We start from the raw sequence: 15,432 nt of genomic DNA, 5'->3' as shown, positions 1-15,432 counted from the left end.
CCGGAAGTTGCCTTTTGTCCCGCGTTTTTGCTCGGTAACAATCGTGTTTACACGAACAGAGGCTGGGATAAATAACTATTGTCCCAGCCTCTGTTTCTATATAAATAGATTAACCTGCCGATACTCCGGAAGTTAATCACTTTTTACCGCATGTTTATTCTTTAAACAACAATTCCCGAATATAATCAATCGGCATATCCTTACCGGTCCAGAGCTTAAATGCCTCTGCCCCCTGCTCCAACATCATCCCTAAACCATTTAGAACGTGTTTAACGCCAGCTTGTTGAGCAACTCTCATTAATTTCGTTGTTCTTGGCGCATATACCGTATCAAACACAATCATCTCCGGCCGAAACCAACTTGGATCGCTAACCAACGTCTTATCGGCCAGCGGCTTCATACCAACTCCTGTTGCATCACAATAAATCATTGAACCGGCAATTTCAGCCTTAAATGTCTTCTTTTCTGCCAAATCAAACAATTTTGCTTGACAGTTAGTTTTATCATTAATTATCTTCACCATTCGCTCTGCATTTTCCCATGTTTGGTCATGAATATTAAAAACAGAGATATCTTTAACACCATCCAATGCCGCTTGAATGCCAATAGCCGTTCCCGCACCACCAGCACCGGCAAGGGTCATCTTCTGACCGCCAATATCCACCCCCTCATCGGCCAAGGATTTCATAAAACCTGTCCCATCAGTCGTGTATCCGGTCAACACACCGTCATCATTAACAACCGTATTAACTGCGCCAATCAACTCAGCAACGGGATCCAATTTGTCCAACAGTGGGATCACCTTTTGCTTGTTAGGCATCGAAATATTTGATCCTCGCATTCCAAGCGTCCTAATTGCATTGATGGCACCCGGTAATTTTTTATTATCAATTTCAAAAGCTAAATAGGCATTGTTTAACCCTAATTTGGCAAATGCACTATTATGCATCGTTGGTGACATTGAATGGCGAATTGGATATGCCATTAACCCAATTAATATCGTATGCCCATCAATTCTGTCTTTCATTAATTCATTCTTCTTTCTGTCCGAATTTGCAAACTTATGATCCGGCATTAAATATTTTAACTGACTAGAACTTAAGCGATTCTAAATCCGCACGCGATTCGCTAACCGATAACTGCCCAGGGGCTGAAGCGTTCCCGACCGCGGCAAACGACAATACTGACCCAAAAATTGATCCTGAAATTCTGGTCACTTTTCCCAAGTCACCCATCGCCATTGTGATCAGCGGCAGTTTCAACCGCTGATGAGCCTTGTAAGTCGCATTAAGTAATGTTAAAACATCAGCAGGCGTCTGAGGCATCACCGCGATTTTTGCAATGTCAGCTCCAGCACGCTTCATTTTTTCCAGTCGTGATCTTATTTCAACCTCAGGCGGCGTTTGCTCGAACTCATGATTACTCATAATTACTGCAATTCTCTGATCATGCGCAAGCTGAACCAGATGAGCGACTTGATATTGATCTCTGTTAAGTTCAATATCAACTACGTCAGTTAGCCGGCCTCTCAAAATCCGACTAATTAAGGAAAAATACTTTTGGTCGTCCTTCCTGCTCCTATGGCCGCCCTCACTACTTGTCCTAAACGTTGTTAATAAAACAATTTTTCCTAATATTTTTCGAAGCGCATTAACCGTTGCTAAATAATCACTCGGATTAAAAACATCCCGATAAAAATCAATTCGCCATTCGATCACATCCGGCTTAACGGCTACCGCCGCATGAGCCTCTTGAATAATCTTTTCGGTTGTGTCACCAGTGATTGGAACGGCAATCTTTGTGCTGCCCGATTTAAAAACAATTCCTTTCACTTTTACTTCCTGTTGCCCAGTTTGACTTTGCATGCTTGCTGACTCTCCTAACCGGTTTTCGATTGGTTCCCGTTTATACGACATTTTACTTCCCGTCAGTCGTTGAAACACCAATATGCAGGGCGGATGTGATTGCGCTCATCACTTTCCCAGATCCAAGTGCTGCAGCCGTTATGATAACCAAGCCGGTTCCAGCCAATCCAATTAACACATCAAAGTTCATGACCGCGTGAAGGTCAATTTTAGATAACCATCCCGTAACAATCGGAACCGTAAAGGTGGCAATGCTGCCAAACGTAAAATATGTTCCAGTAATAACACCTTTATGCCGTGGAAACATCTTAAGCAGTAAATTCAGTGCCACTTGTAAAACACCACCCGCAGCGGAAAATCCGAAAACAAATGCTGCAACCGATGATACCCACAATACTGATGAATTGCTAATTGTCAAAACCGCAATCAGGGATAGAACATTCATAATCACTAAGATTCGGGTTTCTGCAATTCGAACTTTTAATAGCACAAAGATCACTAAAACACCGCTGATCGAACCGATGCTGTACAACGATAACAACGCATGGGCCATCAACGAACTATACCCAAGTTCTTGTTTTGCAAATAACGTAATCCATTGGGTAAACAAAATCATCAATGCCATCGTCGTGTAACCATAGACCGCAAGTGAAATCGTTGCTAATAGTCGTCTCCCCTTTGTTGCCTGTCCCCGATCATCAGCCGAGCTGATCAGGTCTTGATTCTTAGCTGGAAATTTAATTCCTTGAAGTAAGAATAGGTTAACGATTAATAATAGGACTGCCAGCATAAATGACCAGCCATACCACAATGCTCGGGCTTCCAACGTTGCAATTAACAACGGCAAAATAAATTCTCCCAAAGACGCAAAGGCTTTAATAAACACGTTTGACGCGCTGGAGTTACCGCCCATTTCGACAAAAGTTGGATAGGTTCCTGAATCAAGTGCTGAGTTTGCCACTCCCGCTAAAATCGCAAATAGGTAGGCAACCGAAATGCTTTGCGTAAATGGAATCCCGATAAAAAAAGCCATATAGCTAAAGATTCCAATGTAAACCAGTCGTCGCCTGCCAAATTTATCAGATAAATAGCCAAACAAGAAATAGGCTAATAATCTACCAATTCCAACACCTGAAATAACGTAGGAAACCGTTGCAATGGGTACATTCCAAAATTTTCCTAAAGCCTGCATATTTTGGGTCAAAATAATGAGTCCGATTCCATGAACAAGATAGTTGAGATACAAGCTGATTGAAAGTCGTCGTTTATTTGATTTAGTTAATGAATTGGTCATCCTAATCACACTCCTGTATGTAGATACAATAAAAGCCAGCCGGATTTAGACTCCAGCTGGCTTATTCTCTACTCGCGTAAAAGAAATTAAGACTTATCATCCAGCTAGACTCTAGCGTCTAGCTGGCAACAACAAAGTTACGACTTTGCCCAGGTTAGACGCGAACGCGTTGTGCGCCCGCATCTGAACGGGCGCTACTTAAACCATGCATAGCCGTAATAATAGGCATTGAGTTGTTGAATTTGATTTGTCATGGGCTAATTTCCTTTCCTGAAATGTTGAGTTAATTAAAACATATTAGAAATGATTCGTCAACACTAATTTTAATCTAATCAATTTTTAATTTTAAACCAAATGTTACAAACGGACTTATGTTTATCGTGATCTTTTAGAAATTTTATCAAGAAAAAAAGAATTGGAACAACATAACGCCCGTTCCAATCCTTCAAGCTTTAATTGTCGATCCAATCACTTCGTTGGTAATACAATATCCGATGGCTTAACTTCCTTACCAAAATATGGTTTCAATTGTTTATTGTAATCAGTCACAAAGAAACCCTTTTTAGTTAATTTGGTAATTTCCTTATTTGTCCAGTTCAATAAGGACTTATTCCCCTTCTTTACAGCTGGTGCAATATATGACTTAGGACCAATACTCTTAATACCAACTGTATACTTAGGATTATCCTTTGACCATGCGTATAAGTATGAGTTATCATCTGCCAAAGCAGCTCCTCGACCATTCTTCAAAGCATTGAATTGCTGCGTCTTAGAATCAAATTTTAACAAATTAACATTCTTCTGGCTGGTAGTAAAGTAATTCTCAGCAGTTGTCCCCTTAGTAACAATCACATTTTTGCCTTTAAGCTGGCTTACCTTAGTCACTGGCTTACTCTTAGGTGAAACGACACCAACGGAAACTTTCATATATGGTTTGGCAAAATCGATAACTTGTTTTCTTTCTGGTGTAACGGTGAAATTAGCCAATACTAAATCGACTTTATTAGAGTTCAAGGCATCAACCCGATTGTTGGCATTAACTTGAACAAACTTAACCTTAACTCCTAAATCCTTAGCAACTTGATGCGCGAGTGTGACATCGTAACCCACTCGTTTACCATCTTTATTTACCCAACCATAAGGTGGTAAGTCCCCAAAAACTGCAATTCGGATGGTTCCTTTTTTCTTAAGTTGCTGAACAGAACTAGGATTATTACTCCCCGAATCCGATTTTTTGCTGTTCCCACAGCCCGCTAATACCAACAATAATGTCGCTAAGACGCTCACAACCGCAATTAATTTTGATAACCAGTGTTTCTTCATGATGATTCCTCCTCAAGTTTCTTTGCTCAGTAATGCCATCATTGACAAGTCTAATGTTTTCCCTATTTAAAAATCCATACTGTCTAAAAATGCCTGTGCGCGATCAGTTTTCGGTTTGCTAAAAAATTGTTTCGCTGGGGTTTGCTCTAAAATATGGCCATTTTCAAGAAAGACAACGCGATCTGCAATCTCCTGAGCAAAATTCATTTCATGAGTCACAACAATCATTGTCATGTTATCCATATTAGCCAGACCTTTAATAATGTTTAAAATCCCACGAACCATCTCAGGGTCTAACGAGGCCGTGACCTCATCAAATAACATAAAGTCAGGATGAAGTGCCAAGGCTCGTACGATCGCAACTCGTTGTTTTTGACCACCAGAAAGTTCACGCGGATAAACATCTGCGTAATCCTCAAGATCAACACTTTTCAAAAGTTTCTTTGCTTCCACACGCGCAGCGCTTTTGTCTTGCTTCTGAACCTTTATCGGTCCCAATAGGATATTATCAATTACCGTTAAGTTCGGAAACAAATCATAGCTTTGAAAAACCATCCCAATTTTCTGACGAATTTGTTGCCAATTTTTTTCAGTTGGAACGATTTTTTTGCCTTCAAATATAATCGTCCCTTTTTGATATTCTTCCAACCCGTTCAAGCAACGGATCAGCGTGCTTTTCCCTGATCCCGACGGACCAAGTAAAGTGACGACCTCGCCCTGTTGAATTGAAAGATTAATATCAAATAAAACATGCTTCTTTTGATAATACTTTTCCAAATGTTCAACTTCTAAAACTTTGTCAGCCATTTGCTCGCTCCAATCTCTTTTTCTCCAACCGTTTTGCCCACCATGACAGTGGATAATCAATTAGAAAATAGAATAAAAAGATCAATCCATAAACCCAAAACACACCGGTTGGGTGGCTATGATTATTAGCTTCAATAATTTGCTGACCAATATTAATCACGTCCATAACTGAAATCAGCATTAGCAATGAAGTCGTTTTAATGACCCGGGTTGCTAAATTGATTGTTGCTGGAATTTCCAAACTGATTGCTTGTGGGATCAATACATATCGATAAAGTTGATAACGATTAAGGCCAATTGCCATTCCAGACTCCCGTTGATGCTTGGGAACAGAAATTAACGCCCCACGAACAATATCACTCATTTCAGCAGCAACCCATAACGCAAACACCAGCGTTGCCAACTGGTCTGCAGGTAAATTAAAATTCATCTGCCTTGGCAATATATAATAGAACAAAAAAAGCAGAACGACGGTTGGCACGATTCGAAAGAATTCCAGATATAGCCGTAAAATCAGCCGCAACGGCCGATTCTTAAACGTTCGCAGGACTCCTAAAATAATGCCAAGGACAATGCCGACAATTAAGGCAATTGCCGCGATTTTAACGGTTACCCAGAGTCCGCCAAGCAGCCGCGTAAAGTTTGTGCCTTCCAATAGCACACTAATTCCCGAATGAGCCATAACGAACCCTCTTTTCCAGTAACGTTAAAATAATTGATAATGGTATCAAAATAATAGCATAACCAACAACCAGCACAAACAAATATTCATTGGAACGATAATACATGCCAATGAGGTCCAATGCTGTATTGGTCAATTCCGGAATCGCAATCACAGTAAAAATTGAAGTTTCCTTAATCAAAAAAATCACATTTGCCGCCATTGCCGGAACACTCAATGAAAATCCTTGTGGGAAAACGACGTACTTCGCAAGCTGCCAGCGACTGAGACCAATTGCCTTTCCAGATTCGACTTGGCTTTTAGTAACACCATTAAAGCCACCTGTAAATCCTTCTGCCATGTAACTCCCACCTAAAAAGATCAGACCAATAATGCCACATAATTGAGCACCAAACTTAATGCCAATTACTGGAAACGCATAATAAAGAAAGAATAGCTGAATCAAAAGTGGCGTGTTCCGTGAAATTTCAATGTAAATCGAAGCAATTTGATGTAACACCGGTACTTTAAAATACTGAACAAGACTACAAATTAGCCCAACAATAATGGAACCAATTATCCCGACAAAGGAAAGCCAAAGCGTTAAGACAAATCCCTTTTCAAACATCGGCAAACTTTGTTGGATAATGTTCCAGCTACTACTCATTAAACATCATCTCCCTACTAATGATTTCTAAAAATATCAATTTATTGTTAATTAACATTCAGATGTTACCTGATACTTAATAAAACGTCCCTGCTAATGTGGCCGCAGCCAAATTAACAGGGACGTTTTATCGTGGTTCCACCCTTTTTCATACTCAAAGCTAAATGAGTACCTCATTAGAACTATATGAAAATTACTGACGATCCTAATCGTCTCTTTCAACTCGGAGCGCACTTTCAACTAGATTCATCCACTCTCGCACCACCAGTGGTCGCTATTTATAAATCATTAGTCTACTCTTCTCGTCAACATTGAAGCTCTTCAAAACTGTCAATCAATTACTACCTAATGTAAGGTTTCTAAAAGAAAATGTCAACCATTTGATGTGCAAAAGTATCAGCTTCATTTAAGAATAAAACCTTGTTCTCTAATATTTTTAATTAAATCTGCTCGTTGTTCCCGATTCCTTCCCAGTTCTGAAATAATATGATGACTAAATGTTTCTATTCGATTGTTTTGACCGCGCTCTTGATAATAATTAGAAACCAATTGATCATATCTGGAAAGATCTGCTTTAAAATTTGACGATAATTGATAGGTATCGTCAAAATGAATTTCAGACATCGGTAATCGTGGCTTTAACTCTGGTTGACTCGCTGGATATCCCAATGCAATTCCAAGAACCGGAAAAGTTAATTCAGGTAGCTTCAACAGTTTAATCAATCGGCTGGTATCGTTTAAAATACTCCCCATAATTGTGCCGCCTAATCCCATGCTCTCAGCTGCAACCATAATATTTTCTGTTGCAATTGTGGCATCAAAAACACCGGCAAAAAACTTATCAGCTGTCCGTAAAATATATGGGTCGACATCGTTGGCCTGAGCAATTTGGAGATTACGGTACTGATCAGCCACAACAACAAAATAATGACCACTGTTCTGTAACCAATGGTGACCCGTAATTTCAGCCAGCTCCTTTTTTGCATCAGGTTGAGTAAGACTAATTATTGAATATTGTTGGGAAAAAGTGCTTGTTGAAGCATGCTGAGCTGCCTGAATCAAGGTATCTACCTGTTCTCTGGTAAGCTGCTGATTGCGAAAGTGGCGAATACTTCGGTGATGACTTAATAGGTCTAAAATCTCATTGTGCAACATAATAACCTCCAAAGTAATAATTGAATTTTTAAGTCACTTTTATTAAAAAGTAAAAAATTAATATTGATTCTAAATTACGTATTTATTTATAGAGCTGATTGTGTCACTATTGAAATGGTGAAAATATAGGCATTTGTCATTTACATTCAGCAAACATTGGTATACAATAATCTTTGCTAGATAATAATGATTATAAACTAGAAAGGTTGGTACTGAAATGGCAAAGAAGAAATCGCTTTCCCAACAAATTAATGTTATGCGAGCCTCAGTTATGGGAGCGAACGATGGCATTTTATCCGTTGCCGGAATTGTTATCGGTGTTGCAGGTGCGACATCAAATAATTTCGCAATCTTTATTTCTGGAATTTCCGGAATGCTTGCTGGTACAGTTTCCATGGCCATGGGTGAATTCGTTTCAGTCAATACCCAAAGGGATTCACAACGAAACGCAATTAGCATTCAAAAGAAAGCTTTAGCTAATTCCTATGATCACGAATATAACACCGTCAAGAATAAATTAGTGACCGACGGCATTTCGCCGGATTTGGCCGAACAGGCAACTAAAGAAATGATGACCCAGGATCCAATTAAGACAACCGTTCGTCAAAAATATGGGTTTAACGTTGGTCAATACACCAATCCACTTTCAGCGGCAATTGCCTCTATGATTTCATTTCCAACTGGCTCAATTCTACCACTAGTTGCTATCACAATGTTTCCAAGTTCAATCAGAATTTTTGCAACCTTTTTAGCTGTCGTCATTGCTTTGGCAATTACCGGTTATACCGCTGCTCGGCTTGGAAATGCCAGTCCCGCTCATGGTGTTTTCAGAAACGTTGTATCAGGCGTTTTAACTATGATTGTTACTTACACAATTGGAACGTTAATTGGTAGTTAATTACTTAAAAGAGATTGGGGGAATCCTGAATGCTAAATATTCGTTCCAAAAAGAAGAAGAGTTCACAGACTATGGACGAAAAGCTAAATACGCTTCGTGCCGGGGTATTGGGTTCAAATGATGGTATTCTAACCGTTGTCGGGGTACTGTTCAGTGTCGCCGTTGCCACAACAAATCAATTTACCATCTTTATTGCCGGACTGTCTGATCTGCTAGCCTGCGCGTTTTCAATGGCATCCGGAGAATATGCTTCTGTTAGTACACAAAAAGATACTGAAAAATCTGTTGTTACCAGAGAAGAAAAACTTTTGAAAACAGATTATCAAAAGCAACTAAACGTTGTTGCCGATTATTATGTTGATCAGGGTGTTACTAAAGGGACTGCTCAAAAGATTGCCAAAGATTTAATGAGTAAAAAAGCGTTGGAAACCATTGTCAATATTAAATATGACCTTCAACTGGGTCACTATATGAATCCATGGGATGCGGCATTCTCATCCTTATTTTCTGCCTCAGCTGGTGGTATTTTCCCACTAGCTGCCATGACACTAACGCCAGTTGCCTACCAGTGGCCGGCAACAATCTTAGCCGTCTGCCTGTCCGTTGCATTGACTGGTTATCTCAGTGCTCGGTTGGGGAATGGGTTAGTCAAAACAGCTATTATTCGAAACGTTATTGTCGGTATTATCACAATGATTATTCACTATTCTTTGGGGATGCTACTACAAGCTTAAACATCTACGTACCAATTTAGATGAAACAAATCTTAAGATACCTGTATGACTTAATGTCGCGAAACGAGGTTGTCCCTTGTTTCGCGGCTTTTTATATCGAACATGGTTTTTGGATCTGTAACGTCATTGCAACTTATCTGGTATCAAACTGAAAAGTACATGATGTACAGTAATGCTAGATATAACAATCTACGCATGTCCACCAATAATTACTTTCCAAGGAGGTTAGGTTATGAAATTAGGACAACAATTACGAGAAGCGCGTTTAAATGCCGGCTTATCCCAAAGCCAAGTGTCAAAACAATTATATTTAACGAGACAGACAGTCAGCCGCTGGGAAAACGATCATGGTTATCCTGATATTGACACCCTAGCCTCACTTGGAAAGCTATACCATGTTCCCGTTTCCGAACTTCTTGAATGTGGTGGTTCAACCAGGGAGAGTCCAATTCAAAAGAAAGATCAAATAGAAGATCAGTCGCAGATTGACCATTCTAGAAAGAAATTGGGTCAGTTCGACCGTTCGTTAATCCTTCTTGCTGCAATTATTATTGTATCGTTTATGAGTACAATGATTCCGTTTCTTGGAATTATCCTGCCCTTCATCATCTTAGCTTTAAATAAAAAAAGCAATCTCCTCCACAAAACAATTATTTGTGTGAGCGTTGCAGTCATGTTAACGAGCGGGTATAGTTCGTTCATCATTTTAAAAGATACCGTCTTTCATCCGACAGCCACGATTATCACAAAATCAGACCGGTGAAACAGATAATTTATTGTTATCAACATGTGCCTTTAGCCCAACACGATAGGTAACAAGGCCAATTTGGCGCTTTAGCTTTAAAACAACTGTAGCCTTATTAGGGTGGGAAACCTTATAAGAGATAATTTTGCCGAGTGTCGCGTGATAGTGAATATCTTTAACCGACTTAATTGTATTCTTAGATGACTTCACGACAAAACTAGCTGACCAAGAACCATTTTCAACATGTTTTACTTTATGCATATCCGCATGAGCCGGAATGACCAATAGCAACGTGACTACTAAAAAGCTGATTATTGTCTTCTTAATCATGATATCTAACCCTCTTCGGAAACCGAAAACCTTAGCAATGATTTAAGGATAGTTTTCTAGTTATCCCCATTATCAATTGAAGCCCGGCAATCGGGCTTTTTTTATTGAATTATTCAATAAATTGCATTTATATTAACCATTATTTCTAGATAATGTCAACCTCAAGTTAATTATCGTGCTGAAAATAAACAGTATTGCCGAAAGTTAACTCCGCCCGGAACAAACGACTAAGGTGAAATTCTGTTCACAGCTTAAAACGAATCGGAAACCAAACTAGTTTTCGGTTTCCGGTTATAAAGAGTAGCTGTGCCTTTTGTAAAATATTTTCATATCAATAGCTGGATAAATTTGTTTGCATGCTTCCAACTCGGTGTATAAGCCAAACCTTATACGTGCGATTTGTTCCAAATTCTCACATATATCTGACGCAATCCTCATCAAAAAGCCCTTTGTCAAAATACACCAAGTTACCCAAACTTTAACTCTTTGTCTGCCAGTTAATCTTATTGCAGACCCCTTACTGACCAGCTAAGCCCAACTAGACATTTGCCTTTCGAATTACAATTAAGCTCTCATCAACTTTAATTACCAAACATAGTCACTTTGCTTTGAACCATTTTGCATCTAACACTGGCAATAACTTACTTTATAACCAGTAACCATTAATACTAAGTTCAAAACCACTAACTAAATTTTAGCTTGATGGTAAACCAAATAAACCTCAGCTTCAAATGATTTATTTAAAGTGAGTCTGTATATCTTTGAATAGTAAAAAGTACCAATGGCCAATTTCTAGTTATTCTTAACGTTCGCCTTAAATTCAAGCTAAGAGGCACTACTTCTTACAGACCGTCAACACCCCTCTACGATTAGCTCACACTAAAATAAGCCTTAATTAAACTGCTATTAATTATGATATGCGTTTTGTCTTTTTTAAATTATTTCTATTTGAATATTTAAACTTTGTGGACCCTTTTATGCTGCTACTGAAGTACTAGTACTGTTTGCTGAAGTTGCTACTGCACCCGTTGAGGCATTACTTGAAGTAACTGTTCCACCATCTGACTCTTGATTGTTTGCTTGGTCAGTGTTCGTAGTAAATGTCACGGTCTCACTGGAAGCTGTCCCAGTGCTATCATCAGATCCTGATCCAACGTTTGTCCCAGTAGCCGCGTTCACTGTTGAACTGCCAGCGTCATTACTGTTAGCCGTACCAGTGGCCGCTGCGTTATCCGTAGTCGTCTCCGTTGGTTGTGTTGTGGTGATATTGTTTTGATTATTGTTATCATTTACATTAGTAGTTGTGTCGTTGTTACTGTCAGTATCAGATTTATCCGTTGAATTAGTATTGTTGGTATTGTCCACAGGCTTGACTGGTTTGGTTGTATTACCAGGTTTTGAAGCATTGTTTCCCTTCTTGCCAGTCGATTTAGTCGAATTATTAGTCTTTGAAGAACTACCAGTTTGCTTACTATTACCAGTCTGCTTAGTGGTCTTATTTATCTTGGTTGTCGGTTTAACTTTGTTCGTTGTCTGATCATTCTTGCTTGCCGGTTTATTTAACTTTGTTGTATTGGTCTGTTTAGACTGACCCGAAGCCTTAATAGTACGACCACCATTATTGTTGACTCGTTGAGGAGATACTGTTGACTTGCCGGTATTTGGAGTTCCCCTGCGACCATATACAGGTTGACTTGTCGTCGTAACCTTTCTGACAGTCGTTTAGCGATTTACGCCTGCTGGGACGGATACTGATCCACTGGTTGAATACGGAGTACCAACTCTATTATTAGTAGTTCCTAATGTTGTCTTACGGGTCTGCTCTTGATGATTAACCGCACCGTAATATGATCTGGAGAACATCGTTGCCTGAGCTTGGGTAACTTGCGATTGAGCATTATTGTTTCCTGCAGCATAGCGCTGAGTTGGAGCCTGTTGCGGATTTTGGCGTACTGGAGTCTGACTAGTATCATTATCTGAATTTTCTGTACTGCTATTTTGTGAAGCCTTATTACGATTATCTGACTGATTGGTTGTATCGTTGTCTTTGCTTGATTGACTGTTTTTATCTTTATTAGTCTCGGTTTTAATAGATTTTATCGACTTAATCTGATTATTTTTAATCTTAATCTTTTGACCGTCAAATGTCCCTTTAACCTTTGTCGTCTGTTTAACTTTCTTAGTGGAAATGGCATATGCCTGTTTATATGTACCTGACTTAACATCATTTTTAAAGGTTAAGACCAACTGAGTATGCTTTTTATCGGCATACTTAAACGGCAGGTGTTTTTCAACACTTGCTTTCATGTTCTTTAAGTCAACATTCTTTTTATCAAATTGAAACTTTAACTGATCATTTTTCTTAAATTGATTTTTTTCGGTAGGCTTAATTGTTACTTTAAGAATTGGCACATGTTTTGCATAGACAACCTGAGCTTTAACAGCTTTGTTAACCTTGGTGCTACTCTTTGGTGCCTTTTTTTGAGAGGCACTAGCCGCCTCAGAGTCCTGACCAAACAAACCGTGGACAGAAGAATTAGCAAATAATGGGACAAATAAAATAATCGCCACCATCGCCAAAATAAACTTATTAAGTTGTTTGCTCAAATGAGTCATCAAAAAGTTCCCTTCCTTAACTTGTAACATCTACAAAGTCACTACCGTTACACTATAACTAACTTATAGAATACCATTTACCAGTCGAAATTTCTATGGTGATGACAAAAATGTTTTTAGATTGAAGATCATTGATTAAATGATCTTCACCATTTATTCGGTTGTGTTGTATAGTAATGTTATAGTAGTTATTTTGATCAGAGTGATAAATAAATTTTAAAACACAAATTGGAAAGAAGATAAAAATTAATGAAACTAACAACATCGCTTATTACCAAATCATTAGTTCTTGCCACACTTTCAGTAGGATTGGCATTTACTGCGACTGGTACACTTTCAAACACGCATGCAGCATCAACTTTTTCAAGCAAAGATATCAGCGGCCCAAGTGGCTATTTTTCAAATTCAAAGTTGGGTGTTGCCTTTCACTGGAAAAATATGCGTACCAGTAGTGGCGTTCGAACCATTTTAGTTTTTGGTGATTTTAAAACGCCACAATTTAAAATTGGCCAACCTGTAAACAATACCCTCAGTAAGAATAAGCGAACGTTTAACGCTTCCTATAAAATGATAAATAATAGTAAACTCAGCAAAAAGAATGCTCATTTCAAGTTACTCAAATTAAGCGCAACGAAGTATCGAGTTAAACTAACAAAGTACCAACACGGATATATTCCAAGTAACTCCGGGAAAACATATACTTTTACATTAACCAAGAAGTCACCGGCAAAATCGCTTGCAAATAAGTTTGCTCGTCCAACTCTTTCAAAGCAATATAAAGCCCAAATGGAAAAGAATCTGCAGGAACAATATAAAAAAGCAAAGGCAGCAGGTAAAAACGTCCAAGACCCGACCACAGATTCCGATCTTCAAGCCAAAGTCACTTCAACCGTTAATACCCAGGTTAATAAGACCGTCAAACAAATTGTAAAAATTTTCGGATGATTCTTTTATCTTAATAAACACCTAACAAAGGAGCCAGTTAAAGGCGAATCATGCCTAACCGGTTCCTTTTCGTTTCACCGGAAATGAAGATCACTTTCAATGACGTAAAATATCCAAACAATCTTTTTATTTGATGAAATCCAGTCCACTTTTGTCCACTAATTTTTGATTAATCAGGCACATTTCCAAACTAAAGTGCGTGTTAGATCGCGGCTCAGGCCCGTTTTTAGCACTCTGAGTTGTAGAGTGCTAAATTCTGGCATTCTGATTCAAAGTGATTATTATAGATAGTGAAAGGTAACGGGGGAACGGAAAAATGATCGTCTCCGTTTCACCACTGATTGACGCTTTTAAAAATTGATAATAAGGAGATTGGTATTATGGCTAATGAATTAATGAATCGTTTCGGATTTGATCCTATTTTTGATCGAATGGCTCGTCGTCTTTTCAGTCCAAGTGATTCTGATAATGATTACGCTGACTTTGGCAACTTAAAGACAGATATCAAAGAAAGCGATAAAGATTATTCATTAAAAATCGATGTCCCAGGCGTTGATAAAAAGAACATTCACTTGACCTATCAAAATGGTGTCTTATCTTTAAATATTAGCCAGCAACACGCCACCGAACAAAAAGATGAACAGGGACGTGTTATTGCAAGTGAACGTAGCCATGGTGTAATGTCACGCAGCTATGAACTACCAAGTGTTGACAAAGATAATATTTCAGCTCAAGTTAGTGATGGTGTTTTGAGTGTCACCCTACCTAAAGTAACTGAAACTGAAGATAAAGATGGTCACATTGAAATTCAATGATTTTGATTAAAACTTTAGATCAAAAATATTTCATTTCAACAATTAATTAAAGAATTAAAAGTTTGGGGGAACGGTTTTAGCATCCCGTTTCACCGCCTTTGACGCTTGTTAATTCAAACTACAAAGGAGATTGTTATTATGGCTAATGAATTAATGAATCGTTTTGCATTGGATCCTTTCTTTGATGGTATGACTCGCCGAATGTTCAATCCAACGGACTGGGATAATGATTATATGGGTCAAAACAATTTGAAGACCGATATCCACGAAACCGACAAGAACTATATCTTGAAAGTTGATGTTCCTGGAATTGATAAGAAGAACATTCATCTTGCTTACAAGAACGGCGATTTGGCAATTAATATCAGCCAAGATCAATCAACCGAAAAGAAAGATGAAAAAGGTCGAGTCATTGCCAGTGAACGAAGCCACGGGATTATGTCACGCAGCTATGAATTACCTGGTATCGACCGTGACCACATCACTGCTGAAATTACTGACGGTGTTTTGAGTATCACTTGCCCAAAGGTTGCCGAAAGTGAAGACGGTGGCAGCAATATCGAGATTCAATAATCAA

At 38.7% G+C, this 15,432-nt stretch carries 17 protein-coding genes; 6 read left to right on the top strand and 11 right to left on the bottom strand.

Annotated features, from left to right (window positions below; genetic code table 11):
* Positions 1 to 154: 154 nt before the first annotated feature.
* The 8 genes from FC85_RS08510 to FC85_RS08475 all read right to left on the bottom strand — a co-directional run bounded on the left by FC85_RS08510 (position 155) and on the right by FC85_RS08475 (position 7,772).
* Positions 155 to 1,027: a shikimate dehydrogenase gene (locus FC85_RS08510; protein WP_057865105.1), complete on the bottom strand. Its 873-nt coding sequence runs from the start codon at positions 1,025 to 1,027 to the stop codon at positions 155 to 157.
* Between the two features lie 64 nt (positions 1,028 to 1,091).
* Positions 1,092 to 1,865: a type I 3-dehydroquinate dehydratase gene (gene aroD / locus FC85_RS08505; protein WP_057865104.1), complete on the bottom strand. Its 774-nt coding sequence runs from the start codon at positions 1,863 to 1,865 to the stop codon at positions 1,092 to 1,094.
* 52 nt (positions 1,866 to 1,917) lie between these two features.
* Entirely contained in the window at positions 1,918 to 3,159 is a 1,242-nt protein-coding gene (locus FC85_RS08500; protein ID WP_057865103.1) for an MFS transporter, read from the bottom strand.
* Between the two features lie 468 nt (positions 3,160 to 3,627).
* Positions 3,628 to 4,482 carry a transporter substrate-binding domain-containing protein gene (locus FC85_RS08495; protein ID WP_057865102.1) on the bottom strand — a complete coding sequence of 285 codons (855 nt, stop codon included), beginning with the start codon at positions 4,480 to 4,482 and terminating at the stop codon, positions 3,628 to 3,630.
* A 66-nt stretch (positions 4,483 to 4,548) separates the two neighbouring features.
* The gene (locus FC85_RS08490) at positions 4,549 to 5,289 is read right to left on the bottom strand and encodes an amino acid ABC transporter ATP-binding protein (protein WP_057865101.1); all 741 of its coding nucleotides are present in this window, start codon (positions 5,287 to 5,289) and stop codon (positions 4,549 to 4,551) included.
* On the bottom strand, positions 5,282 to 5,971 hold the full coding sequence (locus FC85_RS08485; RefSeq protein WP_057865100.1) for an amino acid ABC transporter permease: 690 nt from the start codon (positions 5,969 to 5,971) through the stop codon (positions 5,282 to 5,284). Before FC85_RS08485 ends, FC85_RS08490 begins: the two co-directional genes overlap by 8 nt.
* A complete protein-coding gene (locus FC85_RS08480; RefSeq protein WP_057865099.1) occupies positions 5,952 to 6,617 on the bottom strand; it encodes an amino acid ABC transporter permease in 666 nt (221 codons plus the stop codon). The genes FC85_RS08485 and FC85_RS08480 overlap by 20 nt, the downstream gene beginning before the upstream one ends.
* 402 nt (positions 6,618 to 7,019) lie before the next feature.
* Positions 7,020 to 7,772, bottom strand: coding sequence for an NADPH-dependent oxidoreductase (locus FC85_RS08475; protein ID WP_057865098.1), 753 nt, complete (start codon positions 7,770 to 7,772; stop codon positions 7,020 to 7,022).
* A 217-nt stretch (positions 7,773 to 7,989) separates the two neighbouring features.
* On the opposite strand from FC85_RS08475, the gene FC85_RS08470 reads away from it, so the two are divergent.
* The 3 genes from FC85_RS08470 to FC85_RS08460 all read left to right on the top strand — a co-directional run bounded on the left by FC85_RS08470 (position 7,990) and on the right by FC85_RS08460 (position 10,167).
* A complete protein-coding gene (locus tag FC85_RS08470) occupies positions 7,990 to 8,670 on the top strand; it encodes a VIT1/CCC1 transporter family protein (RefSeq protein ID WP_057865097.1) in 681 nt (226 codons plus the stop codon).
* A 29-nt stretch (positions 8,671 to 8,699) separates the two neighbouring features.
* Positions 8,700 to 9,404, top strand: a complete 705-nt coding sequence (locus tag FC85_RS08465) for a VIT1/CCC1 transporter family protein (protein WP_057865096.1) — start codon at positions 8,700 to 8,702, stop codon at positions 9,402 to 9,404.
* Positions 9,405 to 9,636: 232 nt separating this feature from the next.
* Positions 9,637 to 10,167: a helix-turn-helix domain-containing protein gene (locus FC85_RS08460; protein WP_057865095.1), complete on the top strand. Its 531-nt coding sequence runs from the start codon at positions 9,637 to 9,639 to the stop codon at positions 10,165 to 10,167.
* On the opposite strand, the gene FC85_RS08455 is transcribed toward FC85_RS08460, so the two are convergent.
* The 3 genes from FC85_RS08455 to FC85_RS08445 form a co-directional block, all read right to left on the bottom strand.
* Positions 10,156 to 10,479, bottom strand: a complete 324-nt coding sequence (locus FC85_RS08455; protein ID WP_057865094.1) for a DUF5626 family protein — start codon at positions 10,477 to 10,479, stop codon at positions 10,156 to 10,158. The genes FC85_RS08460 and FC85_RS08455 overlap by 12 nt on opposite strands.
* Positions 10,480 to 11,454: 975 nt before the next feature.
* The gene (locus tag FC85_RS08450) at positions 11,455 to 11,844 is read right to left on the bottom strand and encodes a hypothetical protein (RefSeq protein WP_057865093.1); all 390 of its coding nucleotides are present in this window, start codon (positions 11,842 to 11,844) and stop codon (positions 11,455 to 11,457) included.
* A gap of 357 nt (positions 11,845 to 12,201) precedes the next feature.
* Positions 12,202 to 13,098: a hypothetical protein gene (locus tag FC85_RS08445; RefSeq protein ID WP_162255420.1), complete on the bottom strand. Its 897-nt coding sequence runs from the start codon at positions 13,096 to 13,098 to the stop codon at positions 12,202 to 12,204.
* Positions 13,099 to 13,344: 246 nt separating this feature from the next.
* On the opposite strand from FC85_RS08445, the gene FC85_RS08440 reads away from it, so the two are divergent.
* The 3 genes from FC85_RS08440 to FC85_RS08430 all read left to right on the top strand — a co-directional run bounded on the left by FC85_RS08440 (position 13,345) and on the right by FC85_RS08430 (position 15,428).
* The gene (locus tag FC85_RS08440; protein WP_057865091.1) at positions 13,345 to 14,040 is read left to right on the top strand and encodes a hypothetical protein; all 696 of its coding nucleotides are present in this window, start codon (positions 13,345 to 13,347) and stop codon (positions 14,038 to 14,040) included.
* A 380-nt stretch (positions 14,041 to 14,420) separates the two neighbouring features.
* Positions 14,421 to 14,855: an Hsp20/alpha crystallin family protein gene (locus FC85_RS08435; RefSeq protein WP_057865090.1), complete on the top strand. Its 435-nt coding sequence runs from the start codon at positions 14,421 to 14,423 to the stop codon at positions 14,853 to 14,855.
* Positions 14,856 to 14,993: 138 nt separating this feature from the next.
* Positions 14,994 to 15,428 (top strand): Hsp20/alpha crystallin family protein, encoded by a 435-nt coding sequence (locus FC85_RS08430; protein ID WP_057865089.1) that lies wholly within the window; start codon positions 14,994 to 14,996, stop codon positions 15,426 to 15,428.
* Positions 15,429 to 15,432: the final 4 nt, after the last annotated feature.

Source organism: Lentilactobacillus diolivorans DSM 14421 (assembly GCF_001434255.1).
Taxonomy (GTDB): Bacteria; Bacillota; Bacilli; order Lactobacillales; family Lactobacillaceae; genus Lentilactobacillus; species Lentilactobacillus diolivorans.
The sequence above is the reverse complement of the archived record's forward strand: the minus strand, read 5'-3'. Positions and strand labels throughout refer to the sequence as shown.

Bases quoted from the DNA above. Each gene is read 5' to 3' on its own strand.
- aroD (WP_057865104.1), bottom strand. From the start codon at position 1,865: ATGCAAAGTCAAACTGGGCAACAGGAAGTAAAAGTGAAAGGAATTGTT.
- FC85_RS08480 (WP_057865099.1), bottom strand. From the start codon at position 6,617: ATGAGTAGTAGCTGGAACATTATCCAACAAAGTTTGCCGATGTTTGAA.
- FC85_RS08470 (WP_057865097.1), top strand. From the start codon at position 7,990: ATGGCAAAGAAGAAATCGCTTTCCCAACAAATTAATGTTATGCGAGCC.
- FC85_RS08440 (WP_057865091.1), top strand. From the start codon at position 13,345: ATGAAACTAACAACATCGCTTATTACCAAATCATTAGTTCTTGCCACA.
- FC85_RS08465 (WP_057865096.1), top strand. From the start codon at position 8,700: ATGCTAAATATTCGTTCCAAAAAGAAGAAGAGTTCACAGACTATGGAC.
- FC85_RS08485 (WP_057865100.1), bottom strand. From the start codon at position 5,971: ATGGCTCATTCGGGAATTAGTGTGCTATTGGAAGGCACAAACTTTACG.
- FC85_RS08500 (WP_057865103.1), bottom strand. From the start codon at position 3,159: ATGACCAATTCATTAACTAAATCAAATAAACGACGACTTTCAATCAGC.
- FC85_RS08435 (WP_057865090.1), top strand. From the start codon at position 14,421: ATGGCTAATGAATTAATGAATCGTTTCGGATTTGATCCTATTTTTGAT.
- FC85_RS08430 (WP_057865089.1), top strand. From the start codon at position 14,994: ATGGCTAATGAATTAATGAATCGTTTTGCATTGGATCCTTTCTTTGAT.
- FC85_RS08490 (WP_057865101.1), bottom strand. From the start codon at position 5,289: ATGGCTGACAAAGTTTTAGAAGTTGAACATTTGGAAAAGTATTATCAA.
- FC85_RS08455 (WP_057865094.1), bottom strand. From the start codon at position 10,479: ATGATTAAGAAGACAATAATCAGCTTTTTAGTAGTCACGTTGCTATTG.
- FC85_RS08495 (WP_057865102.1), bottom strand. From the start codon at position 4,482: ATGAAGAAACACTGGTTATCAAAATTAATTGCGGTTGTGAGCGTCTTA.
- FC85_RS08475 (WP_057865098.1), bottom strand. From the start codon at position 7,772: ATGTTGCACAATGAGATTTTAGACCTATTAAGTCATCACCGAAGTATT.
- FC85_RS08510 (WP_057865105.1), bottom strand. From the start codon at position 1,027: ATGAAAGACAGAATTGATGGGCATACGATATTAATTGGGTTAATGGCA.
- FC85_RS08460 (WP_057865095.1), top strand. From the start codon at position 9,637: ATGAAATTAGGACAACAATTACGAGAAGCGCGTTTAAATGCCGGCTTA.